Source organism: Deltaproteobacteria bacterium (assembly GCA_016933965.1).
GTDB lineage: Bacteria > Desulfobacterota > Syntrophia > Syntrophales > UBA2210 > JAFGTS01.
This window is the reverse complement of sequence record JAFGTS010000055.1, coordinates 22,809-47,843: the sequence shown is the minus strand read 5'-3', so window position 1 is coordinate 47,843 and position 25,035 is coordinate 22,809. Positions and strand designations below refer to the sequence as shown.

Annotated in this window: 21 protein-coding genes and 1 tRNA gene; 12 read left to right on the top strand and 10 right to left on the bottom strand. The window is 55.8% G+C overall.

Features of this window, described 5'->3' with window-relative positions; translation table 11 throughout:
• Positions 1–38 precede the first annotated feature (38 nt).
• Positions 39–114: transfer RNA gene (locus tag JXO48_12805), tRNA-Phe, on the top strand.
• Positions 115–294: 180 nt separating this feature from the next.
• On the opposite strand, the gene JXO48_12800 is transcribed toward JXO48_12805, so the two are convergent.
• On the bottom strand, positions 295–1,839 hold the full coding sequence (locus tag JXO48_12800) for a hypothetical protein (GenBank protein MBN2284759.1): 1,545 nt from the start codon (positions 1,837–1,839) through the stop codon (positions 295–297).
• A gap of 404 nt (positions 1,840–2,243) precedes the next feature.
• Between JXO48_12800 and JXO48_12795 the strand changes: the two genes are divergently transcribed.
• The 5 genes from JXO48_12795 to JXO48_12775 are packed head-to-tail and all read left to right on the top strand — an operon-like array spanning position 2,244 to position 7,342.
• Complete coding sequence (locus tag JXO48_12795) at positions 2,244–3,218, top strand: phosphotriesterase-related protein (GenBank protein ID MBN2284758.1); 975 nt, start codon at positions 2,244–2,246, stop codon at positions 3,216–3,218.
• Positions 3,219–3,271: 53 nt separating this feature from the next.
• The gene (locus tag JXO48_12790; GenBank protein ID MBN2284757.1) at positions 3,272–4,927 is read left to right on the top strand and encodes an acyl--CoA ligase; all 1,656 of its coding nucleotides are present in this window, start codon (positions 3,272–3,274) and stop codon (positions 4,925–4,927) included.
• Positions 4,924–5,958 carry a hypothetical protein gene (locus JXO48_12785; protein ID MBN2284756.1) on the top strand — a complete coding sequence of 345 codons (1,035 nt, stop codon included), beginning with the start codon at positions 4,924–4,926 and terminating at the stop codon, positions 5,956–5,958. Before JXO48_12790 ends, JXO48_12785 begins: the two co-directional genes overlap by 4 nt.
• A gap of 3 nt (positions 5,959–5,961) precedes the next feature.
• Positions 5,962–6,954: a phosphotransferase family protein gene (locus tag JXO48_12780; GenBank protein ID MBN2284755.1), complete on the top strand. Its 993-nt coding sequence runs from the start codon at positions 5,962–5,964 to the stop codon at positions 6,952–6,954.
• A gap of 1 nt (position 6,955) precedes the next feature.
• Positions 6,956–7,342, top strand: a complete 387-nt coding sequence (locus tag JXO48_12775) for a hypothetical protein (GenBank protein ID MBN2284754.1) — start codon at positions 6,956–6,958, stop codon at positions 7,340–7,342.
• A gap of 76 nt (positions 7,343–7,418) precedes the next feature.
• On the opposite strand, the gene JXO48_12770 is transcribed toward JXO48_12775, so the two are convergent.
• Positions 7,419–9,062 carry a sigma 54-interacting transcriptional regulator gene (locus JXO48_12770; GenBank protein ID MBN2284753.1) on the bottom strand — a complete coding sequence of 548 codons (1,644 nt, stop codon included), beginning with the start codon at positions 9,060–9,062 and terminating at the stop codon, positions 7,419–7,421.
• A gap of 351 nt (positions 9,063–9,413) precedes the next feature.
• On the opposite strand from JXO48_12770, the gene JXO48_12765 reads away from it, so the two are divergent.
• From JXO48_12765 to JXO48_12745, 5 genes are read left to right on the top strand one after another with little or no spacing between them, the layout of a single operon-like run.
• Positions 9,414–10,709, top strand: a complete 1,296-nt coding sequence (locus JXO48_12765; GenBank protein MBN2284752.1) for a glycosyltransferase family 4 protein — start codon at positions 9,414–9,416, stop codon at positions 10,707–10,709.
• A complete protein-coding gene (locus JXO48_12760; GenBank protein MBN2284751.1) occupies positions 10,696–11,421 on the top strand; it encodes a class I SAM-dependent methyltransferase in 726 nt (241 codons plus the stop codon). The genes JXO48_12765 and JXO48_12760 overlap by 14 nt, the downstream gene beginning before the upstream one ends.
• Positions 11,411–12,538: a phenyltransferase domain-containing protein gene (locus tag JXO48_12755; GenBank protein MBN2284750.1), complete on the top strand. Its 1,128-nt coding sequence runs from the start codon at positions 11,411–11,413 to the stop codon at positions 12,536–12,538. Before JXO48_12760 ends, JXO48_12755 begins: the two co-directional genes overlap by 11 nt.
• 11 nt (positions 12,539–12,549) lie before the next feature.
• Positions 12,550–13,272, top strand: a complete 723-nt coding sequence (locus JXO48_12750; protein ID MBN2284749.1) for an acyltransferase — start codon at positions 12,550–12,552, stop codon at positions 13,270–13,272.
• Positions 13,273–13,287: 15 nt separating this feature from the next.
• Positions 13,288–14,880: a cobalamin-dependent protein gene (locus JXO48_12745; GenBank protein MBN2284748.1), complete on the top strand. Its 1,593-nt coding sequence runs from the start codon at positions 13,288–13,290 to the stop codon at positions 14,878–14,880.
• On the opposite strand, the gene JXO48_12740 is transcribed toward JXO48_12745, so the two are convergent.
• The 8 genes from JXO48_12740 to JXO48_12705 all read right to left on the bottom strand — a co-directional run bounded on the left by JXO48_12740 (position 14,860) and on the right by JXO48_12705 (position 23,054).
• Entirely contained in the window at positions 14,860–15,519 is a 660-nt protein-coding gene (locus tag JXO48_12740; GenBank protein ID MBN2284747.1) for a class I SAM-dependent methyltransferase, read from the bottom strand. The genes JXO48_12745 and JXO48_12740 overlap by 21 nt on opposite strands.
• Before the next feature lie 9 nt (positions 15,520–15,528).
• Positions 15,529–16,782: a 2-hydroxyacyl-CoA dehydratase gene (locus tag JXO48_12735; GenBank protein MBN2284746.1), complete on the bottom strand. Its 1,254-nt coding sequence runs from the start codon at positions 16,780–16,782 to the stop codon at positions 15,529–15,531.
• A complete protein-coding gene (locus JXO48_12730) occupies positions 16,775–17,896 on the bottom strand; it encodes a 2-hydroxyacyl-CoA dehydratase (protein MBN2284745.1) in 1,122 nt (373 codons plus the stop codon). The genes JXO48_12735 and JXO48_12730 overlap by 8 nt, the downstream gene beginning before the upstream one ends.
• A 45-nt stretch (positions 17,897–17,941) precedes the next feature.
• Complete coding sequence (locus JXO48_12725) at positions 17,942–18,715, bottom strand: 2-hydroxyglutaryl-CoA dehydratase (GenBank protein MBN2284744.1); 774 nt, start codon at positions 18,713–18,715, stop codon at positions 17,942–17,944.
• A 30-nt stretch (positions 18,716–18,745) separates the two neighbouring features.
• Positions 18,746–19,510, bottom strand: coding sequence for an SDR family oxidoreductase (locus tag JXO48_12720; protein ID MBN2284743.1), 765 nt, complete (start codon positions 19,508–19,510; stop codon positions 18,746–18,748).
• 13 nt (positions 19,511–19,523) lie between these two features.
• The gene (locus tag JXO48_12715) at positions 19,524–20,759 is read right to left on the bottom strand and encodes a 2-hydroxyacyl-CoA dehydratase (GenBank protein ID MBN2284742.1); all 1,236 of its coding nucleotides are present in this window, start codon (positions 20,757–20,759) and stop codon (positions 19,524–19,526) included.
• A gap of 210 nt (positions 20,760–20,969) precedes the next feature.
• Complete coding sequence (locus JXO48_12710; GenBank protein MBN2284741.1) at positions 20,970–22,088, bottom strand: 2-hydroxyacyl-CoA dehydratase; 1,119 nt, start codon at positions 22,086–22,088, stop codon at positions 20,970–20,972.
• A gap of 33 nt (positions 22,089–22,121) precedes the next feature.
• The gene (locus JXO48_12705; GenBank protein MBN2284740.1) at positions 22,122–23,054 is read right to left on the bottom strand and encodes an alpha/beta hydrolase; all 933 of its coding nucleotides are present in this window, start codon (positions 23,052–23,054) and stop codon (positions 22,122–22,124) included.
• Positions 23,055–23,733: 679 nt separating this feature from the next.
• Between JXO48_12705 and JXO48_12700 the strand changes: the two genes are divergently transcribed.
• The gene (locus tag JXO48_12700; GenBank protein MBN2284739.1) at positions 23,734–25,005 is read left to right on the top strand and encodes a YncE family protein; all 1,272 of its coding nucleotides are present in this window, start codon (positions 23,734–23,736) and stop codon (positions 25,003–25,005) included.
• Positions 25,006–25,035 lie beyond the last annotated feature (30 nt).

Genomic DNA, 25,035 nt, shown 5'->3' with positions numbered 1-25,035 from the left:
ATTGGATAGTAGTCTAACCCTCTTTGAAACAGCATCCCGGGTCGGTAGCTCAGTCGGTAGAGCACTGGACTGAAAATCCAGGTGTCGGCAGTTCGATTCTGCCCTGACCCACCAGTAAAATAAAGGGGCTGCGGCATTAATGCCGTAACCCCTTTTTTTATCGTTCTTTCCGGTTATAATTTCGAAAAACGACCAGAAACAGCGGCGGGCCGGTATTATAATGAACCGGCCCGCACGAGATTGTCTTATGAAAGGTCGAGGGAACGCCTCCAGGGCGTCCCCTTGAACCAGGCACTAATACTGGTAGTAGAAAGCACTGCTGTTCCCATGCGCCACATACAGACGCTGTCGCAGGGTATCGTAGGTCGCGTGGCCGACACAGTTCGAGTTCGGCTTCGGGTCTGCCATGGCATGCCAGGTATTGGCACCGATATCGTACATGGCAGGGGTGCCGCTGCAGCCGCCCATGGCATAGAGGTAACCGATGGTGGTGCCGAACCAGACGAACTGGCCGTTGCCGCCGAGGCTGAAGCCATAGGGATGAGACGCAAGAATGGTGGTTGTGTCAGTGACGGTATTGTGCGAGTAAAGAGCCCCGCCCACGACAATGACATAGACGAGATCGGACGCCGGACCCGAAGATGCCACATTGGCCCAACTGCTGAACCCGTGCACACCGGTCCATGTGTTGGATGCGGGATCGTAATTGTAAAGCTGGTTGTTGTTGAGCACGATCCAGAGCTTACCGTTCTTCCACGCCCCATGGGCGAAGGTGCCGTTCGCGGGTGCCCCCGCGAGGGTTTCCAGGGTGAACGTCACCGTGTTGTAACGCTCGAGAACGTTGGTCTGCTGCGATGGGGGCAGGTAGATGTACGTGCCGGTGTCGTCGATCACCGGATGCGACCCGTGGCGGCCGTAGGTCAGGACCGTCGCGAGGGTGAACGTCTGCCCGATGTGGTCGATGCGATAGAGGTTTCTTCCTGTGGTTCCCGCATCGTTGCCGTAAAAGGCGTACAGGACGTCTTCGCGGGGCGAGTAGACCCACCCGCCATCGTGTTTGTCAAAGTAAGGATTGTTCGTGAGCCAATTGTCCGCGGTCGCGATCGTGGCCCAGGGGTCAACGGGGTCACAGACACCAAACACCAGGATGTTACTGTCGTCTTCTTCTTCATCATCCGCCACGAAGGCCGACCCGTTCGCCTGGATCGAAACCCGTCCACCCTCTGCCGTTCCCGTGAACACGATGGTTATTTCCGTCGCATTCACATAGATAACGGAATCGAAGGTCAAACCCGTGGTCCCCGTATCCACCGTCATATCACCGACCGTGATACCGGCCTGAAAGTCCAGTCCGTCGTCCACGGTGACGGTAACGGCCGGATCGACGGCATCACAGGGGATCGTATCCGCCGATGTTATGTGGGGAGGGATGACAATGGACAGCGTATCGGTGTCATATGTATCAGCCTCGATCAGCACCTCTCCGTAGGCCGCCGTTCCCGTTAATGCCACCCGTATCTGCGTCGCGTTCAACCAGGTGACCTGGAACAATTGCAGATTCGTCGTCCCCGGGTCCACCTGCAGGTCAGCAGCCGTGATGTTCACATCAAACTGGAAGTCTATTGCCGTAATAACAACCGTCGGGTTCACAGCACCCCACGCGATCGTGTCAGCTGTCACGATCTCGGCCTTTCCGGGGTAGTATGTGTTTTGCTCGTCATTATCATCGGGAATCCGGATCGTCTTGTTATCATCGCTGCATCCGAGGATGAACAGCATTGACAGAACGATCAGACCGAATACAAGAAATCCCTTTTTCCAAGAAAGTGCATTTTTCATAGTCTACCCCTTCTAAGGTAATGTAACCATGTTGAATATCATTAAATTAATTTAGGTATTTTTACAGGATGTATCTGTGCATGTCAAGAAATTGTTGGCCGATAGAAAGGGTATGTCCTCCCTTTTCTTCCCCCTTTGCAGGGAATCTTGGATGTCCCCGGTAAAGCCTCCCGGCTTTTCTTCAACCGGCACAAGCTGAAACACGATGGGACAGAGTGTCTTATTCAGGCGCAACAGCCCGGCAAGAAGGACTGCGGTGCGCTGGCGCACCGATCTGGCCGATATCTAGTAATATCAATATATTGAGGTAAAGCCACTCCGGGCGACATTCATGGCACGCATGTTGCTCCCTGGAAACCGACCCATGCAGAACCACACAAATATACGTTTAAGGAGGGACGGCCATGAATATCAACACCGTTTCGGGATCAGTGCCTTCCAAGAAGTTAGGCATGACCCTGATACACGAGCATTTTCTCTTTGGATTTCCCGGCTGGCAGGGCGACGCCACGCTGGGCCCTTTTGACCGTGATGCCTGTATGGAGGCCGGTCTGAAGATGGCCGAGGCGGTGAAGGAGCAGGGCGTGAAGACCATCGTTGACGCCACACCGAACGAATGCGGCAGGGACGTGAAACTGCTCAGGGAGATCTCTGAAAAGAGCGGCCTTACCGTTCTCTGTTCCAGCGGATACTACTTCGAGGGAGAAGGAGCCCCGCCCTATTTCAAGCTTCGAAGCCAGCTTGGTGACGGAACGGAACAGGTCTACGAGATGTTCAAGACGGAAGTGACGAAGGGCGTCGGGGATACCGGTATCAAGCCCGCCGTCTTCAAGGTCGCGTCCAGCAAGGAAGCGATCACGGATTATGAAACGATGTTCTTCAAGGCAGCCGCACGGGTTTCAAAAGAGGACGGGATCCCCATTATCACCCATACCCAGGAGGGGAAACTCGGTCCCGAGCAGGCCGATCTGCTTATCGCCGAAGGGGCCGACCCGAAACGGATCATGATCGGCCACATCGGCGGATCGACGGATATCGACTACTTGCTTCGGGTCCTTGAAAAGGGCGTCTCTATCGGATTTGATCGTTTCGGTGTTGAAGGCGTGGGCGGAACGCCGCCAGATTCCCGCAGGATCGCCTGTCTCATCGGCCTTCTCGGCCTCGGCTACGCCGACAAGATCATGATTTCCCATGATTTCGTCAATTACTGGCTCGGCAGACAGGGCGTTTCTGACATTATAGGCCTTGTCATGCCGAACTACCATATCACACACATATTCAAGGATATCATCCCGGCACTTAAGAAGGCGGCCGTCAGCGACGACCAGATCAATACCATGCTGATCGATAATCCACGGCGGCTCCTTGCGGGAGACTAACGCGGTACGTCAAACGATACCGACACAAAATACCATTCAAAGGAGGAAGCAACATGTCAGAGTATGTACCGATAACATTTGAGAAAAACAATCTGCTCGAATACATTACTGAAACCATTAATAATTATCCCGACAGAACGGCCGTCGTTACCGACAACGGAAGCGTCAAAAAGACTTTTGGGGAGGTTAACAAGCGGGCAAACCAGTTGGTACATTATCTCGCAGGTCTGGGGGTGGGCAAGGGAGATCGCGTCGCCATATTCCAGAACAACTGCTGGCAATACCTGGAGCAGTACCTGGCGATCCTGAAACTCGGCGCAATATGTGTCCCCATGAACTTCCGTTTGAAAAGTCCCGAGGCGCTTTTCATCCTGAATGAATCAGGGGCAAAAACGCTGATACTGGAAAAACGGTATATACCAATTTTCGAGCCCACTCTTTCCTATCAACTGGGAGTAACAAACTATCTGTGTACCGGTGATGGCGACTGCCCCGAATGGGCGGTCGATTATGAAACAACGCTCTCCCGGGAGACGGGAGATGAACCTGAAATGCCGGATTTGATCCTGGACGATATTGTGGCAATATGCTTCACTAGTGGAACTACGGGCCTTCCCAAAGGTTCTATCGCCACCCACCGGCAGCTCATGACGAATATTTACGGTGAACTGGGAGACCTCATCGATGACACGGTACCTCCCGATCTGGGCTATCACGTTGTCATGATGATTATTCCCGTGTATCATATTGCAGGTATCGGAATACTCTATGTGGGCATGAAATACGGCTACACCATCGTTGTCTCAACGGATTTTGTGCCGGAAGCGTTCATGCAGACCGTGGAACGTGAGCGGGTCAGCATGTGTTACCTGGTACCGATCATGTTCTTTTTCATCATCCACGATCCCTCCTTTGGGAAGTACGACCTCAGCAACCTGCGCTTTGTCTTCTATGGCGCGATGCCGATGGCTCCTGACCTTCTCCTAGATATCCTGAAAAAATTTCCCCCGGGTATCAAATATATGGATGCCTTTGGTTCGACGGAGCTGTGCATCAATATAGCCAAGCTCCCCGAAGACCACGATCTGACGGGTTCCGACGAAGAAGTCAAGAAAAAGATCGCCCGGTTGAAGGGCATAGGCCGTCCCCTCCGTTATGGGATCGAGAGTACAATTTTAGATCCTTTCGGCAAAGAAGTGGCTACCGGCGAGGTGGGAGAGATCGTTTCACGAGGCGAGAAAGTAACCCCCGGCTACTGGCGGAATCCCGAGGCAACAGCAAAGGCCTTTGACAAAAACGGCTGGTTCCATACCGGTGATGCCGGATGGATGGACGAAGACGGATATGTGTACTTCGCCGACCGAGCGAAGGACATGATCAACCGCGGCGGGGAGAACATATTCCCCGTTGAAGTCGAACGCAGGATCAACCAGCATCCCAAAGTTACGGAATCAGCCGTCTTCGGTGTTCCCGACCCCGCGTGGGGATCCCGCGTGATTGCGGCCGTCGTCCTGGCACCGGGGGAAACGGCTGAAACGGCCCCTGAGGAAGAACTCATCGGGTTCTGCAAGGAACAACTGGCAAGCTACAAGGCACCGTCGGCGATCTGGTACATCGATCAGCTCCCGCGGCGATTTGAACTTGGTAAGGTCATGCGATTTATGTTACGGGACGAATATATGAAAGAAAGGGAGGCAGATATTTCATGAAAAATATGCTCGATACCATGTCATTCAGGATTGCGCCGGAAGATGAATACAATCACCCCGTCGATGATGCGAAGAATTTCAACGAGAGCATGTATATCAACATATTCGACTTCAAGCAGGTCATGGGCGGCTGGTTTCGCGTGGGCAACCGCCCGAATGAGGGAAAGGCCGAGGTGTCCTGCTGTCTGTATCTTCCCGACGGAAGTGTCGGGTTTATCTTCAGCCGCCCCGAAATTTCATCGAATGACGCCCTTGATGCGGCGGGCTTGAAATTCGAAATCGTGGAACCGCTGAAGCGCCTGCGGGTCACTTATAACGGCCAGGTCTGTCTTATGAAAAACCCTCATGACCTGGCAAACCCGGCGAAGGCCTTTACGGAAAATCCCATTGTCGACTGCTCGGTCGCACTTGATTTTCAGGGGCTCGGGCCGGTTTTCGGCGGCGAGATGGTCAATAAGGACGGGACTGCTTTTGTGGAACGCCCGGAGGAAGCCTTTGCCAAAGCACACTACGAGCAACACCTGAGCGGTACCGGTACCATCCGCGTCCAGGACCGGGAGTGGAACATAGACGGCTTCGGCCTGCGGGACCACTCATGGGGTCCCCGGTACTGGCAGAACATCCACTGGTACCGGTGGCTGCCTATGAACTTCGGCCCCGACCTGGGTTTCATGTTCATGATCATGGGGAAAAAGGACGGAAATCACCAGATGATGGGGATCATGCTTGACAAGGACCGGTATGCTCCCTTCAAGGAAGTAAAACTGGAAACGAACTGGGACAAGAACTATTATCAGACCGGCCTGCGGTTGAAGGCCAATACCGATGACGGGGAATACATCATCGACGGAAAGGTGCTGTCGCTCATTCCGCTTCGCAACCGGAGAAAGAACAAGGCCGGTGAAATGCTCGAGACGCGTATCACCGAGGGAATGACCGAATACCGGTATCAGGACATGGTCGGATACGGCATGTCGGAATATCTCGATCAGATCATCAACGGCGAACCGGCGGGAAAGGAATGGGAATAGATCATGAAACAGGAAGAACTTGCCCGCATACTCTCCGGCGCGGCTTCGCAACATCTGGGAGAAACGGCGGTCATTGAAGGCCTCCGGCCGCTCTCCGGCGGCGCATCATCGGAGATGTGGTCTTTTGTTGCTCTTTGCGGGGATACCCGCCATGAGCTCATACTCAGGCTGTCGCCGCCGGGAGGGAAGAAAGACGGCTACCGCCTCGACCGTCTCACGGAGGCACAGGTCCTCAGGGCGGCCGAACAAGGCGGGGTACCCGTCCCCTCCATTCGTTTCATCCTCAACGATGATGACGAGATCGGTCCCGGGTACGCCATGCAGTGCGTACCGGGTGAGACCATCGCACGGAAGATACTGCGCGACGACGAGTACGCCCGGGCACGGGACATCATGGCCCGGCAGTGTGGAACGATTCTTGCCGGCATACATGCCGTCGATACCGGCCTTCTTCCGCCCCTCAAGAAACAAACGACGGAAGCGGCGGTGAAGGAGTTGTATACCTTTTTAGACATCTTTGGTGAGAAACACCCTGTCTTTGAATTTACCCTGCGCTGGCTCCAGGACCACCTCCCGAATCAGGGGGAACTGCGTCTGGTCCACGGCGATTTCAGGAACGGAAATTTCATCGTCGGTCCCGACGGCATTCAAGCCGTCCTCGATTGGGAACTCGCCCATCTCGGCGACCCCATGGAGGACCTCGGCTGGATCTGTGTCAACTCATGGCGCTTCGGCAATATCGACCTGCCCGTCGGGGGTTTCGGCACCCGGGAAGACCTCTTCTCAGGATACGAAGAAGCGGGGGGCGTACCCGTCGATCCAGAGGCGGTTCATTTCTGGGAAGTATACGGCACGTTGAAATGGGGCATCGCCTGTATCATGCAGGGATTCACCCATCTTCTTGGAATGAAACGCTCCGTCGAACTGGCCGCCATCGGACGGCGAACTTCGGAAACGGAAATCGACCTGCTGCGCCTGCTGAAAGAGAGGGAATGACATGGCATCACCACGACCGACTACAGATGAACTTCTTGAGGCCGTCCAGGAGTTTCTTGAAAAACGGATCATCAAAGTCCTCGATTCACACCGGGCCTTTCATACCCGCGTTGCCGTCAACGTCCTGGCACTGGTGCGGAGGGAACTCCAACTGGGGCCGCTGCTCTCCTCTCAGGAACATGAACGGCTCCGTACATTGCTCGGGACCGACGGTAGTATTGCGGAACTGAATGAGGAACTCTGCCGCCGTCTTCGGGACAAGAGCATGGACTATCGCGACGGCGTATTGTTCCACCATCTTTACGAAACCACTACGGGGCAGGTATCCATCGACAATCCCGAGTATTCGGGGTACCGGCGGGCCCTGGAGGAATCGGGGCAGGAGTGAAGAATACCTAATAAAGGTAAGGGATATATGGCGGCTTCGTCAAAAGCTCCAGATATGGACTTTGAACGAAGTCGCCTTATATTGAAGCTCGTGAAATATTATACCGCGCCATTTTCCTGTACAGGGTCGAACGGGCTATTCCCAGCGAACAGGCCGTACGGGACAGGTTTCCCCGGTGCTTTCTGAGCACGGACAGGATGCGGTGTAATTCCCCGTATCCCCCTGATTGCCCGTGACAGCCGTTTCCTATTTCTTCTTTCAGGTCCGTCACGTCTATCACCGGTCCCTCCGAAAAGATACAGGCCCTTTCTATGGTATTTTCCAGTTCCCGTACGTTACCGGGCCAGTGATAGTCGAGGAGCGCCTCCACGGCGCGGTCCGATATTTTCTTTACGTCGCCACCGTGTTTGTCGCGCATTTTTTCAAGGAAATACTCCACCAGCCGGGGGATATCCTCCCTGCGCTCCCTCAGGGACGGTATGTGAAAGGATATCACGTTCAGGCGATGGTACAGATCGCTTCTGAACTGTTTTCCATCCATCATGTCCATAAGGTCACGGTTCGATGAGGCGATTATCTGAACGTCCACCGGGTGCGGCCTGCCACCGCCGAGAGGAGTTATCGTTTTCTCCTCAATGACCCGCAACAGGCAGGCCTGGAGGTCCATGCTCATTTCGCTGATTTCATCGAGATACACGGTCCCGCCCGATGCCTGCTCAAAACGGCCCGGATTTCCTCCCCGCTTTGCTCCTGTGAAGGCACCCGTTTCGTATCCGAACAGTTCGCTCGCCAGAAGATTGGGTGGGATGGCCGCGCAGTTGATCGCCACGAATGGATTGGACCTCCGCGGACTGTGCTCGTGTATGAAGCGCGCCAGGACCTCTTTTCCCACGCCGCTTTCACCCACAATAAGTTTCGTAGAATCATACTGAGCCGCTTTTTTTGCCTTGTTCAGAAGAATACCAATACTGGAAGAACCGAACACAAAATCGGCACCTGTACGCGCATATGACGATGTTTCTCTGTTTTCAAGCATGAATACTCCCGTGGACATTCTTCCCACAGCGCGGGACACGGAGGCTATTGAAGCTCTTGACGGCCGGTCTTTTCTCCGTGCGGGTACAGCATTATTTCTCAGTTTTTCCTCGATCACATCGGCGATGGCCTGAACAATCCCCAGCGAAAGAACGTGGAAGTATTTCACAAAGCAGGTCAGGCACAGGGCACCGATAATGTTCCCCGTGAAGGGGTCTCGAATCACCGTCGCCGCATTGGCGGAATCCTGCCACTGTTTCACATAATTTTCCTTTCCGATGACACAGATAGACTTACCGGTGGCAAGACAGGTCCCGATCGCGTTGGTTCCGATATATTCCTCACTGCAACTGGTCCCGATATCAAAACCGCAGCGCAACACACTCTCTCCCCATTTCCCGTTTCCCGTGCCGGCAATGACGACGGCATTCTCGTCGGCAAGGGCCACTGCAGAGTGCGAAAGATCGAAAAAGAGATGGAACTTCTCCATGACGGGCACGGCGGTATCGATAAGCCACCGTATCCGTTCGGACCGTTCGTTGATATAGTCTTCGCTGAATCTTACGGGTGCCTTTTTTATACTCTGGTCGATACCGCCGGTGATGCTCTTCTTCCAGGAATAATCAATCTGCCGGCGAAACATGTTCTTGAGATCCTGCATACCGTCAAAAGCCGATACAGCCATATGGCGCCTCCCTTTCCGGTCCCGACGATGTACACCGACCCTTGAGCGGCATACATCGGGAAACGATGCCGCTTATGTTCTATTGCTTGGGTGGGATGGCGCATTGTAAATGCAGGGCGCACCGTTTGTCAAGGAGTTGACGACAGTTGAAACGGTCCGTGCAGCGTTCACAACCATCGTCACATGTCACAGAGGTGCATCGCTCCTGTAATTCTGTAATTTACAAATCGAACACCTGATTTTCATTGATTTATAATCGTAATATTGATATAGGCCATACGTTTAAACGATGAAGTTATCGTTCAGGCTCACCATTTATTCTTCACAAAAAGGTAATGCGAGAAAGGGGACATGCAGCGAGTGTGGAACGTCAATTCAGTATCCCCCGAAACCGACAGGAGAAATGACCCCGGAAGACCACTGAACATATGTCTGTTGACCTACCGGGGCAACCCGACATGCGGCGGCCAGGGAGTGTATATCAAGCGCCTGAGCAAGGCATTGAGAGACCTCGGTCACACGGTGGATGTCGTATCAGGTCCGCCCTATCCATATCTTGACGACGGCATAGAGCTCCACAAGCTTCCGAGCCTTGATCTGTACAATCCAAATGACCTTTTCAGGGTCCCTACCCTGAGAGAACTGACCTCTCCCATCAACATGTATGAGTGGCTGAGCGTGTCAAGCGGCGGTTTTCCGGAACCGCTGACCTTCAGCCTGAGGGCCTACCGGTTCTTCCGCCGGAACGGCCATTCTTACGACATTATCCATGACAACCAGTGCCTGGCTTACGGCCTGCTGGGGATACAGTCCCTGGGTCATCCCCTGGTGGCCACGATACATCACCCCATCACCGTCGACCGTGACGTGGAGATAGAATCGGAACGCAAGTGGTACCGGAAAGTCAAGGTGTGGCGCTGGTATTCCTTTCTTGCCATGCAGGGACAGGCGTCAAGACGCATTTCCCGGATCATCACCGTCTCGGAGGCATCAAAAAAAGACATCAGCAAGGCATTCAAGATACCGAAGGAGAACTTCAGGGTCGTGGCCAACGGCATCAATACGGAGGTCTTTCACCCCGACCCGGCCGTCAGGCGTCTCGAAAACCGGCTCATGGTAACGAACAGCGCCGACACACCCCTCAAGGGACTCCGCTACCTGCTGGAGGCGCTGGCTTCGATCAGAAAGAAAAGGGACGTGAAACTGACCGTGATCGGGCAACCGAAAAAGGATGGCGTCATCGACAAGCTCGTGCGTCAGCTCCATCTCGGCTCAGGCGTGACCTTTACGGGACGCATCGATGACCGTGATTTCGCCCGGTATTACGGGGAAGCCACCATGGCCGTTATTCCATCCATCTACGAAGGGTTCGGTCTGCCGGCAGGTGAGGCCATGGCCTGCGGTGTTCCCGTCATCAGCACGACGGGAGGGGCCCTCCCCGAGGTGGTCGGTGACGCCGGCGTTCTGGTTCCTCCCGGAGACGCGCGGGCGCTGGAAAAGGCCATCATTGACCTACTCGACAATCCTGAAAAGCGGGCAAACCTGGGCAAGGCCGGATATGACCGGGTGCTGCGCCATTTTACCTGGCGAAACACGGCCGAGCAGGTCACCGAGATCTACAGGGAGGCTATGGATGCTCACTGTTGATTTCTCAAAACTGAACCTGAAGCCCGGCGATTATGTTCTCGACGCGGGATGCGGGACGGGACGCCACTTGAGTGAGGCCCTGCGATACCGGAACATCAACGCGGTCGGCATCGACCTGAACAAGGGTGATATTGCCAAAGCGAAAGATACGCTGTATATAATGGAGCACGAGGGAGAGAGCGGCGGCGGTTCCTGGGTCGTCATGCAGAGCGACATAACGAAACTCCCCTTCCCCGATGAGTCTTTCGATATCGTGATCTGCTCGGAGGTGCTCGAACACATACCGGAACACGAAAAAGCCGTGCGTGAGATCATACGCGTCCTGAAACCGGGGAAATCCCTCGTGGTCACCGTTCCCCGGTATTTTCCCGAACGGATATGCTGGGCGCTTTCAGAGGATTACCATACCGAGAAGGGGGGGCACGTTCGGATCTACCGGAAAAAGGAACTTATTAACCTCCTCGAATCAGCGGGAACACGCTGTGTATCGCGAGGGTTCGCCCATGCCCTGCACAGCCCCTACTGGTGGATCAAATGTTTCGTGGGACACAAGAACAACGATTCGCCCGCCGTTCAGCTGTACCATCGCTTTCTGGTCTGGGACATCATGGAAAAACCGTTCCTGACCCGGCTGCTCGACAGGGTTTTGAATCCGTTGATCGCGAAGAGCATCGTGCTGTATCTGAAGAAAGGGAATCAATATGGAGCTTGAAGTATCGCGGCGTGAGTATACCGCTCCCATAGATATCGACATTCTCGCCGCATCCATCACCGATGTGCAGAGAGAGTCCGGAGAGATCCCCTGGCACGTGGGAGGGAAGACCGATCCCTGGGACCATGTCGAGTCCGCCATAGGGCTTACCATCGGGGGGTTTTACCGTGAGGCCCGCAATGCCTTTCAATGGCTGGCGGACACGCAGCTTGAGGACGGAAGCTGGTATTCCGCCTACCGCAACGGCGAACCCGAGGACATGACGAAAGAAAGCAACATGTCTTCCTACATCGCCGTCGGCCTCTTTCATTACTACCTCGTCACACGGGACACCCGCTTTCTTGCTACCATGTGGCCCGCGATGAAGGCCGCCATCGACTTCACGGTGAGCCTCCAGGCGCCGGGCGGTGAGGTCTACTGGGCCCAGAGCCCCGATGGTGAAATAGACAGGATGGCACTCCTCACGGGATCCAGTTCCATTTACATGAGCCTCAAATGCGCACTGACCATCGCCTATCTGCTCGGCAAGAACGAGCCGGGCTGGCAGAAGGCCTTCGCGCTGCTGGGAGAGGCTATCAGAAACCGCCCCGAAGCCTTTAACAAGGAAAAAGAACGATTTTCCATGGACTGGTTCTATCCGATCCTGAGCGGCGCCGTTACGGGAAAGAATGCCCGGGAACGCATCAAAAGATCCTGGGACATCTTTGTCGTGGAAGACCTGGGGGTCCGGTGCGTGTCCGACGAACCATGGGTGACCATGGCCGAGACATCGGAACTGGCCCTGACGCTCGTGGCAATGGGTAATACGGGGCTGGCGGAAATGTTCCTGAAATGGATAGCCGATAAGAAGTTCGATGACGGCACGTACTGGTGCGGGGTAACGTTTCCCGACGGCGTCATCTGGCCGGAAGAAAAGATCACCTGGACCAACGCGGCGGTCATCATGGCCGTTGACGCGGTGTACAATATTACTCCCGCTTCACAGCTTTTCAAGCATACCTTCTGGTCCCGCTATCATGAATCCCTCTCATTTCCCCGCCGGTTCTTCAGCACGGCCGCCCAGCACCTGAACGCCCTTCTGAATGTTGAAGAGGAGCCTGTCCTCTCGACCAAGTAGGGATCGCAGCCATGAGAAGAGATCACCGGCCATACTATCTGAAACGAATGAGCCTCCGGTTCCGTGAGTGGTACGTGGAGCATTTTCTGCGACCCCAGTTCACCGCCCTCGGTAACGGCTATACCTTCATGAAACCCTGGTACATGGAAATATTCGGCTGGCCCATCGAACTGGGGGATTTCGCCGACGTCATCTGTACCGTGGACCGGCGCGTCCGGCTGACCGTATGGTCGGAGGAAAAGCATCCCAAGGGGATCCATATCGGCGATCACTGTCTCATCTGCCCCGGTGTGCGGATCAGCTGCGCGAAGGAAGTCACCATCGGGAATGACTGCATGATGGCGAGCGACGTCTACATAACCGATTCCGACTGGCACAGCGTGTATGACCGCGTGGAGCCCCTGAGCACGGCGCGACCCATCCGGATCGGCAACAACGTATGGATCGGGGACGGGGCCATCATATGCAAGGGGGTCACCATCGGGGACAACAGCATCGTGGGAACACGCGCGGTCGTGAACAAGGATGTCCCTCCCAATACCATCGCCGCGGGTAATCCCGCCGTCGTCGTGAGCCGGCTCGATCCGGGGAAAACGATCAGGACACGGGCTGACTGGTTCGCCGACCCCGATGAACTTTTCAGGCAGATACGGCAGATCGACCGGGACATGTTGCGGGGCAACACCATTCTCGGTTGGCTCCGTGCCCGTTTTTTCCCGAAACCTGGAGACTAGGAGATCGATCCTTCAATGAGAGTAGCGTTTATCGGAACACCATACCCCCTTGAAGAGGCGCCCGCGCCTCCCCTGGGACTGAGCTATGCCGCCGCGGCCTGTGAAAGGACCGGCGCGACCGTCACGATCATCGACTATATCGTTCGGAAATACTGTCCCGAAAAACTTACAAAGGAACTGGACGCCTTCGGCCCCGACGTGGTGGGAACGTCGTCGGTAACGCTCAACTATTACACGGCCGTTGAAATCCTGCAAACAGCCAAGGCCCATGATCCCGATATCATCACCATGATGGGCGGCCCTCATGTTTCCTTTGATTACGAGGACACGCTCAGGAACTACCGGGGGATCGACGTGGTCGTCATCGGAGAGGGTGAGGAGACGATCCAGGAACTGATCCCGGTCATTCGTGAGCGGAACAAATGGAAGGATATCAAGGGGATCGCCTTTCTCGAGGACGAGGAACTGATCGTCACGGAACCGAGGGAACTGATAGCCGATCTCGACACGCTGCCGCTTCCGGCGAGACACCTGCTGCCCATGTCACGTTACCAGGCCCTGGGGTATCCCGTCAGCATCATCACCAGCAGGGGCTGCCCGAACAAATGCATTTTCTGCCAGGGACGGCGCATGGTGGGACAAAAGGTGCGGTTCCGGACAATTAGCCTGGTCGTCGACGAGATCGAGGACATCCTCTCCTACGGATGGACGCGGATCAACATCGCCGACGATCTCTTCACGGCCAACAAGAAGCGGGTCATCGAGTTCTGCAACGAGGTCAGAAAGAGGGGCCTTCGCTTCGGCTGGAGCGCTTTCTCACGCGTCAACACGGTGGACCGGGAAGTATTGGACCACATGAAGGATGCCGGCTGTGACGCCGTGAGCTTCGGTATCGAATCGGGAAACCAGGAGATGCTGAAAAGGATCAGAAAGGGGATAACCCTCGACCAGGCACGGGAAGCAGCACGGCATTGCAAGGACGCGGGCATGATAACTCATGCCTCCTTCATGGTCGGTCTTCCCGGGGAATCGCGGCAAACCATGGAGGACACAAGCGCCTTCGCCCAGGAACTCGGCATCGTATACGGGTATCATCTCCTGTGCCCCTTTCCCGGCACGACCGTCAGGGACGAAGTGGACCGCTATGACCTTGAAATCCTCACCAATGACTGGAGCAAGTACGACGCCAACCGGGCGATCGTCCGCACGTCACACCTCGGACCCGAGCAAATGGAAGAGTTTGTCTTTTCTTTTAACGATTCACTCATGGCACAATGGAAGGACATCGAGGACCTATACTGGCAGGGAACGCTGACGGGGATCGATTACCTCAAGGTTGAGGGGCATTACCGGACCCAGCTGATCTACCGGCTCTTCAACGAGGATATCATTGAGGGACTTCCGTCGATGAACGGCAGCGGTGAGCCCGCCGAGATCCTGGCGGATAAGCTTGCGTCCCTCACCGGCATGGACGGCGGAATCGTGAACCGGACGATCATCAACCTTTCCAGAGCGGGATTTCTCAAGTGCCGTCCGGAGGACGGGGGTCTTAAATGGTACTGGACCCACAACAACCGCCTCGATATGCTACCAGTCTCTCATCCCTGAAATGTGACCGGGCACTTCCCCAGCCTGAAGCCTTCGCAATATACCCAGGCTTTTCATCCGGGGAAGTTCATGGAAGAGGCCCGACTCCAGGGCAAGCCGGTACATATAATACGGCGCCTGGCCCCCGTCGTTCGGATCGGGAAAGATGTCATGAACGGCGAGATATCCACCGGGCATCACATGGGAAACCCAGGACGAGTAATCACTGAAAGCCGCAGAATAGCTGTGTCCCCCGTCGATGAAAAGCAGCGACAGCGGCGTGTTCCAGCCACGGGCCACCAGGGTTGAGGCCGCCACGATGGGCACGACCGTATCCTCAAGACCCGCCATTTCGATGGTCCGCCGGAAGAACCGGAAGGTGTCCACCCTCCCCTCCCGTTCATCAAAAAGCTCGGCGTCGAAATATTCCTCACCGGGCTGCTGTTCCTCCGAGCCCCGGTGATGATCGATTGAATAGAGAAGACCGCCGCCGTCACGGCATCCCAGGCCCAGATACAGGGTCGATTTGCCGCAATATCCGCCGATCTCGAGGCAAGGGCCAAGCCGGCTTGCCTCGCGGGCGCACTCATAAAGCCTCATTCCTTCATCATGATCGAGAAAGCCCTTCACGGGCAGTGCCGGTATGTCCTGTACCTTCATGAGCCTCCTTCAGAGCTTCAGTCCTTTCTTCTCATAGAGCATTTCCATGAACGCATCGACGCGGGTCTCGAACTGGGCTACCGAGAAATTCTGATCATCCATGTGGTCGGCGTCTATGATGACCGAGGGCACGCCCAACTCCTCTTCAAGGGCCCTCTTTATATCCATCTGGCCGAGGGTGATGGGGACACAGGATTTGTTCCGGTGCAGGACGGCACCATCTATGGAGTATTCCCGGCAGGCCTTGAGAACCATTTCCTTTCGTTTCCGGATTGATACACAGGATACCAGGGGATAGGACATGAGGCTCTTCATTGCAAGGGCTTCCAGGGGATGCTCCGTATCGAGCCGCAGCGACCAGGCGGCTGAATAGGTTTCCGCCACGGCGACGCCGCCCATTTTCTCGAAATAATTGAAAAGGCCCATATTGTACCAGAGCGGTATGTTGTCCCAGAAAAGCCGGATCCTTTCATCATCGATAACACCGATACCCGCCTCGGCACGCTCCTTCACCTCATCCCGCACGGCCGTCAGAAAATCAACAGCGATCTGCGTTCCCTGACGTGTGACCATGACGAACATAATGCCGATCTCCGCCGCCGACAGGGGCGTGGGAATGAATCGGCGGTAGGACATGATCTCGTCCCAGAGGGCGCAGGCCTGGTCAGAGAGCTTCACCACCTCCGCGAGCCGGTCATGGTCCATACGGTGACCGGTCACCTCCGTCAGAAAATCGATGAGACGGTTCATTTCCCATACCGCATAGTCCAGATGATGTTTCCGGATATCTTCCACCGCTACCTGGGGAAGATCGGCCGAAAAGACCTTCGCCTTCGGAAAACGGCGTTCGAGGATGTGAAATATTTTCATGACCGGCACGCAGCCGCCGCCCGGGCTGAGCAGAATATCGGGCTCGGGCAGCCCGCCGAGAGGGATCGATTCATCATTCATGAACCCATGGACATAACCGGTGATGTTCCTGAGATACCCGCAGAGATCGCGGGAATAGCCCAGGCCGTCGGTTACATCGAAATTACCCGGTGTCAGGCCGAAGGCGGCGCAGACGGGAGACCAGTTCTCGGGAAAAACGGGCTGGAGGTCCATGGCGTAGAACAGCTCTATCGCACCATTCATCGGCGGCATCCAGCCCACGGGCGTTCCCCGCCGCTTTGCCTCATGACACTCCAGATAGTAGTCGATGACCAGCCGGTTGAGGTCCTTCGCCGTTCTGAGCCGTTTCGTCGACTTTTTCGTCTTATCCATCACGCTCACCCAGTGTTTCAAAAAAGGTTTCCATCCTTGTCCGCAACTGGCCCTCCATAATGCCCGTTTCTTCCATTTCGAACACCGTGGCAGGGATACGCTCCTTTTTGAGCTCTTCATTGAGGATCGGGTAATCGGCGAGATGGGGGGTGCAGAACTTCTGGAAAAGGAATATCACGCCCCGTGCCGCCGATCGCCTGACCAGGTCGATGATCAGGGGGGCACGGTCCCGTGCCCGCGATCGCGAGGGACAGGGAAAGCGCCGCATGTGACGATCGATCACACGGTCAAGCGGCCGTGCACCGCTCCCGGTGGCGGGACTCCACTGTCGAAACCCCGTACAGAGATCGTCGGCACAGATCCGTCCTCCCGACTCCTCGATTATTTCCAGAATTCGCGGCTCTTCGACAAGGCTCCCGGATACCAGAACGGGGATACTCGGTGGTTGCCCGTCTTCCCGCTCATGGTCCGCTTCATCTCTCAGGGTTTTCAGGAGGCCCAGATATCGTTCCGGCGGAGTGACATAACCCGCTTGGATCACGGTAAGGAAATCACCGGCGGAGAAAGGGAGAGAACCCTCATATCGCCTGTCATAAAGGTCAAGGATGACACGACGGATCTCGTCATAAAGGGAAAGGGAGTGCTCCAGGCGCTCTTCCGAGAAGCATCCCCCGGCACGGTCGAGCTTCTCGATCAGTTCCTTCAGGGCCGAGCGGAGAAAATCCCTCGATGCCTCATTGTCATTGTAAGGAAGCGGCACGAGGTGACAGGGGTCGCCGCCGATGTTGTCCTTCCAGATATTGATGAGCCCGCAGGCCACGTCACAGGTATACCCCTGAACGAGACCCGACAGAAAACCGTATTCGCCGCGCAGCGCCTTTTCCGTGGCGACACGCATGTAGGGACAGATGAAGTTCGGGGTCAGCGTATCCGCCAGCGATACGCTGTCAAGACCGCCGGCAACCCGGAAAGGCGTGAACCCCGCCGCGTGAATGATCTCGATCGGTGTGTAGGTGCAGAAATAGCCGACGTATCTTTCCCCGGACAGTGCCGGAGTCACCCGTTCATTCTCTTTCAGGACCTCATAAAATGGTGCCGCCGGCTGAGAAGGCATTGCTCAGGACCTCCTTTTCACGTGATGACGGTTTCGCCGTGCTTCTCACTCGTCGAGTCGTGCGGCGACAACCGCCGCGCCCACGGCGCCGTTCACCTGGGCCGTATCAAGAACTTCTATGGATGTGCCGAGCTTCTTCTCCAGTGCTGTCACCACACCGATATTTTGTGCCACGCCGCCGGTCATCATCACCGGCGGCTGAATACCGACACGGTGCACGAGTGCCGAGACCCGCGCCGCCACGGATTCATGAATGCCGGCAATGATGTTCCTGCGCTTCTCCCCTTTCGAGATCAGGGAGATCACTTCCGACTCGGCGAAGACGGTACAGATGCTGCTTATCTTCGCCGGTTTTTCGGCAGTGAGCGACATGGCCCCAAAATCACCGAGATCGACCTCAAGGGCGCGGGCCATGACCTCCAGGAACCTTCCCGTCCCGGCGGCGCATTTGTCGTTCATGGCAAAATCCCTGCCCCGCCCTTCACCGTTGATGACCATGGCCTTGCTGTCCTGACCCCCCACGTCGATGATGGAGCGGACCCGGGGATCGAGGAAATGGGCACCCGCTCCGTGACAGATGATCTCCGTGACGGCCCGGTCCGCGAACTTCACGCTGTTCCTGCCGTAGCCCGTGGAAACGATCTTCTGTATATGTGCCCGTTCAAGACCGATCTCCGCCAGCAGCTCTTCAAAGACCGTCACGCCGGCACGCTCCGCGTTATAGCCCGTGAAGATGACCCGTGTTCCCGCTATCGTCCCGTCGATAAGAACGGCGGCCTTCGCCGTTATCGAACCGATATCAATACCCGCAGTGTACATAGGATTCCTTCATATCAGCGGCCGGATCCGTTAAACAACCGTGGCGCCCCCGTCAACGACCAGCGTCTGCCCCGTTATATAGTCGGCCGCGTCGGAACAGAGAAACAGCACCGGATGAACCACATCGGCCGGTTCGGCGATCCTGCCGAGGGGTATGTTCTTCACGATCTGGGCGTGCAGTTCCTCGTTGGACCAGAACGGTCTGCTGAAATCGGTCCTTACCATTCCCGGGGCGACGGCGTTGACCTGGATGTTGAAGGGCGCGAGCTCCGAGGCAAGCACCCTGGTGAGCATTTCCACGCCTGCTTTCGCGATACCGTATATTCCCATTCCCGGTGATGCCTTCCGACCAGCGATGGAAGTAATGTTGACGACCTTGCCCCGTTGCCGCTCCTTCATCATGGCCGCCGCTTTTCTTGAACAGAGGAAGGTGCCGTTCAGGTTCGTTTCAAGGATCTTCCGCCAGAGCGCGGGTTCCGTGTCCGTCACCGACAGGGTCAAAAGATTCATCCCCACGTTGTTGATAAGAATATCGAGATGCCCCCGGCGTTCCCGGATCACCTCGAACATGGCCTCCACGTCGGTTTCCTTTCCGATATGCGCCTGTATGACCGTCAACCGCTCGTCATTTCCTAAATGCTCCATCGCCGCGTCGAGGTTTTCCTGTTTTCTTCCGCATATCACCACCCGGGCGTCTTCCGCGAGAAGCCGCCGGACTATCTCAAGACCGATACCCCTGCTCCCCCCGGTGACGAGAGCCACCTTGTCCGCCAGCCCGTAAGATATCCTGTTCATGGTCAGTCCCCCGTTATTTCTTCCGTTCCTTGATGACTTCCATAAATGCGTCGATGCGGGTTTCCGCCTGGCTCTCGGAAAAGCTCCGGTCATCGACCATGTGGGACTCAATGATCATCGACGGCAGGCCCCGCTCCCGCTGAACTGCCCGCTGAATATCATACTGCCCCAGCGAGTAAGGTTTGCAGCTTCTGTTGGAATGCATGACGAAACCGTCGACATCGTAACGGTCTATCATTTCCAGGATGATGGCGATCATTTCATCGACCCCGATGTTGAGGTAGATCCGGGTGTATCCTTCCGCCATGGAATCAAGAAAATTATTTTCATCCATGTACTTGAGCTGCCCGCACCATGCCGACGTGTAGGTGTCGGCCACCAGGGAGGCATCGTGGGACGCGAAGGCATCGGAGAGCCACTTGATGCGGTACCAGATCGGCAGATTGTCCCATAAAAGACGGTAGCGCTCACGGGGGACCGCGCCGATGCCCGCGGCGGCGCGCTCTTCCATCTCCGCCAGCAGTTCCCGGTAGAAGTCGACCGTGACCTGGGTCCCGCGAAGGGTCACGATCAGGGCGAGAAAGAAGAAGGCGTCGAAGCAGGTCATGGGTGACGGCCTGTTCCTCGCCGTGTCGAGGACGGCTTGCCAGAGTTTCTGGGCCTCCACGGAGAGACGCCCCACTTCCTCCATCCGGTCGAGATCAAAGGATTTCCCGCAGAGCCCTTCGAGAAAGAGGATATACTCATCGATCTGCCGGCGCACGTAGGTTTTCACTTCATCATGATAGCCGGCATGACAGAAGGGAGTGTCGAAAATAAAGAGCGGTACATCATAGTACCGTGCCTGTATCTCGTACCACTTCATGACCGTTCCGCAGATGTTGTTGCAGCAGATCAGCATGTCCGGCCTTGGAAGTCCTCCGACAGGCCCGCCTCCCACGATCGAGCAGCCGATATCGGCCCGCGCGTAGGAACAGAGGTCTATGCTGTATCCCAGGGTCTCGGCCTTTTCACAGAATTCTCCGCCCATTTTCGAGGCACCGATCATGGCCCCGTGGTTCTCGGGATACACCGGGATGACATCCATGGCGATGAGCGGCTCCACCGGACCGCCGCTGGTGATCCAGGCAACCTTTTTTCCGTTCTGTTCCGCCGACTTGGCCTCGATATAATAGGTCGTCATAATGTCCCGCATCTTCTTCGCGGACATGAGCTTCTTCTTTTCCCTGCCGGCATCTATGTCGGACATGAATGGCTCCTTTTCTTCAAAGTGGCTGAGTACCTGAGTTCCTGAGTGCGAACCGTCGTAATTATTAACAAACAACCCTTGGGTTTTTCACCTCCCTTTCGTAAAGGGAGGCCGGGAGGGATTTATATACTTGAAAATCCCCCTCAATCCCCCTTTTACAAAGGGGGACTTCTGTTGCACTCAGGCACTCAGGCACTCAGGCACTGATAGTCATATCGTCTCCACAAACGTCTCAAAGCGCGTCCGGAGCTGCCCCTCCGAGGGAAGCCGGTCCTCTATCTCCAGCAGCATGGCGGGGACCCGCTCCCGTTCCAGAAATTCCTTCAGATAGGGATAGTCAAAGGCATGGGGATCGCAGAATTTGATCAGCAGGAACACGACTCCCCCTGCCTGATGTTCTCTTACCATCTTCACCAGCGCGTCACCGCGGGCGGTGTTCGAAATATGCTTGGCCGGACAGACGAGACGCGTGGCATACCGGTCGGCCAATGACACGACCGGGTCCGGTCCATCATCAATGATCCCTTCGAAGGAACGGGTACCCGTGCAGAGGTCGTCCCAGACGACGACACCGCCCGATTCTTCAATAACCTTGAAGATATCGGGATGGTTGCAGATGCTTCCCGCGAGGATAAGGCGTTTTCTGCCGTCCCGTGAAGCCGGTTCCCCGGCCATCTTCAATTCCTCAAGAAGCGCCGTAATTCTTTCAAGGAACTCCTGCCGTTCCATGATCATGGAGGCCCTGACAACGGTGTCCATGTCCCGCCCGGAGATGGCCGCCGGGTTTCGAGAACGCAATTCATAGAGCGTTTTCAGCGCATGCCTGATGTCGTTGAAAAGCTTACAGGACGCCCTCAGGGCGGAGTCGGAGATATCCATTCCCAGTCCTCTCCCAAGGTCGGCGCGGAACCGCTCCAGAACGGCCACCATATACCGGCGGGAGCCCTCACCATTCAATTTCACGGGGAACACCACATCAGCAAAAAAGGAAAATCCCGTGTTGAGCCGCCAGATATCGGAAAGCCGCTGGATGGAATCACAGGTGTGAGGAAAGACGGTCCCGTCGAGGAAATCAAGGTTTCCCGAAAGGGCGTCTTCAAGGGCGCTGCGGACCAGCGAGCAGGAATAGGACTGCAGGTGGGCATCAGCCCTCGAGATCTCTTCCGTGGTCCCGAAAAGCCGCAGGGGGTGGGCACCTGCCGCATGGATGATCTCCTCGGGCGTATAGGAACAGAAGTAGCCGATAAGGTGTTTTCCCGTCGATTTCAGTTCCCTGGCGTAGCCGTAAGGATCACCGGTGACCCGGTAGAAGTCCCGCAGAGATTCCATGTATTCTTCCTTTCCCCGGCATGTAAGCCGCTGTTATTTCACGAATTCCCGGATAAGCCGGGCGGTGGTTTCCGGGCATTCTTCCTGGGGGATATGCCCGCATTCGGGAATGACCGTCAGGACCGTTCCCGGGATGTCCTTCTGAAAACGATGCCCGTACTCAACCGGTATCCATTGGTCCTCCGCGCCCCAGATAATCAGGGTGGGCGCCGTGATGAGGGACAGCTTTTCAAGGTAAGGCTCAGCCTCGTTCTGCAGGATCGCCCTGGCGACGGCCGTCTGCGCGTCCCTGGCCCCGACAGTTCGCAGCCGGTCGTAGTAGGCATCGATCCTCTCGTCCGTCACCAGATCCCTGTTAAAGAACACCATGGTAAGGTTCCCCTTGATGAGCCACCTGCCGAAGGTCCATTTCATAACGAATGCGCCGGGACCGCTGTTCATGATCCTGATGATGAGCGGCGCTTTCTGGTGGTAGCCTGCCGCGTCGATCAGGACGAGTCTGCCAACGTTCTCAGGATGATCGACGGCCAGGATGATACCGACCGCGCCACCCAGTGAATTACCCACGATGACGGGCCGTTCGATACCCATCACCTCCACCCAGGCATTCACTTCCCTTGCCAGCGTGACCGGATCGTAGTCGTCCCCCCGGGGCTTGTCGGACCAGCCGAATCCCTTCATGTCGAGGGCCCATACGTGGTATCCCGCGTCGGACAGGATCGGCGCCACCTCTTCCCAGGTGTAGGTGGAAGACCCGAAGCCGTGGATCAGGAGAATGTCCGTTCCCTGTCCGGGGTATTCCCGGTAATGGTAACGGACGCCGTCGATTGTTGTAAAGTGGTCACCCGGCTCGGGAGAAAGTATCCGGCCGGCGGGAATGGTTTCCATGAAAACACCGCATGATGACAGGAGAAGACAGGCGGCCAGTGCAAGAATGACCGGTATGATCCTCTTTGAATGTTTCATCGTTCCCTCCTCTATTGCATGCAGTATGACGTCATTTCCAACCGGAACTTCCCCCTCTTCCGGCACTCAATGGGACAGTATTCGCTTCGCCGTTCGGAAATGCCGACAGGCCTTGTTTCCCATATCATGAAATACAGGGGGATACAATTTTTAAAAAGGGGCAGAGTGACAAAGGGGCAAAGCGACAAAGTGACACAGTGGATTATTTACAAAAAACGACAAAGTGAGCGTTTATTACCCTGATCCGTAATCCGTAATCCGATAATCCATTATGTCTATAATCCGTACCCCGTAATCTATAATCCGTACCCCGTAATCCATAATCCGTACCCCGTAATCCGTCATCCCGAATGCCACCAATGAATCGGCAAACCACCGACCTTATTTGTCATTGCGAACCACTGACCTTATTTGTCATTGCGAGCGAAGCGAAGCAATCTTAAAGTACAACCGAACCCATGAGATTGCCACACCCACCTTCGTTGGGTTCGCAATGATGGAAAACCCGAATCCCGAATTTTAAATCACGTTTCCCGAATCATCAATTCCGAATACCGATTCACGATCCCTGAGTGCTCCATAAAAAACATTGCAAATGAGCGGGGAATTTGTTTATCTTTCGTATCATTCATTTTGTTTCGTTATCCGATATACCGTTCATCGAAGGAGGGGGAAAACGATGAAAAGAAGTTCCTTCCGGTCAATCCCGTATTGTTTCTATTGCGTTTTTCTTCTCGCCTTCATTGCATCGATGATCGTCGCCTGCGACAGTGACAGCAGCAGGCAGCAGCTCAAGGTCACCATCACCGGCCCTGCCTATAATGAAAAATATGTGGAAGGAAACGCCGTCACCTTTTCGGGAACGGCAACGTCAAAAGGTGAACCGCTGACGGGCGATTCGCTGGAATGGGCTTCCTCTATCGACGGAACACTCGGAACGGGGGAAGAGTTCGTCACCGACGGTCTTTCAGTGGGGCACCACATCATCACCTTTACAGCGACCGATGACCGGGGCGACTGGAAAGCCCGCTCGACCCGGGTGAGGGTGCGGACGCGGTACCCCGATGAGGTGGTGAAAACCATTTACGTGGGGGCCCTCTTCCCGGCGGTGCTTCCCGATGATTCCACGCTCTATCTGACCAACGCCGACGACGAGAATATCGTCACGGTGATCGGGCTTCCCCGCATCTGGATCAAGGACGTCATAGACGTAGGGAACACCCCTTATGGCATCGCGGTAAAACCGAACGGCACCCGTCTGTACGTGGCGAACGTCTATGACAAAACGCTCTCTGTGATCAATCCAATATCGAACACGGTGATCGACACGATCGCCCTGGGCAACGGTCCCTATGATGTCTCCATCACCTACGACGGCAGGTACGTCTGCGTGACCAACTCCGATGACAACACGGTGTCGGTGATATCAACGGCGACGAACCTGGTAGCGGGAACGATACCGGTCGGACAGTGGCCCCACGGCCTCGCCGCCATGCCCGATGAACGGACCTACGTGTACGTGGCAAATTCCCACGATGGTACGGTCTCCGTCCTGCGCCTGGCCACGAACGAAGTGATCGAAACGGTACCCGCCGGTACGGACCCTTTCAACATCGTCATAACACCCGACGGCAGTACCGTCTATGTGACGAACTTTGAAAGCGACACGGTGACGGTCATCGACACGGCGGACAACAGCATCATAACGACCATCCCCGTCGCCGCCGGGCCTTACGACATCGCCGTGACCCCCGACGGGAACTACGTGTACGTGACCAATTTCAAGGCCGACCAACTTACCGTCATCGACGTGGAGGATAACACCATCATCGACGAGATCCCCCTCGGCGACGGCCCCTTCGGCGTGGCCGTCAGCAACGACGGGACCCAGGTCTACGTGGCGAATTCCTTCGACGACACCGTATCGTTCCTCGGCTTCTCCATCCGGTAAGCTGCACCGTACCGCGAACGATCCGCCGCG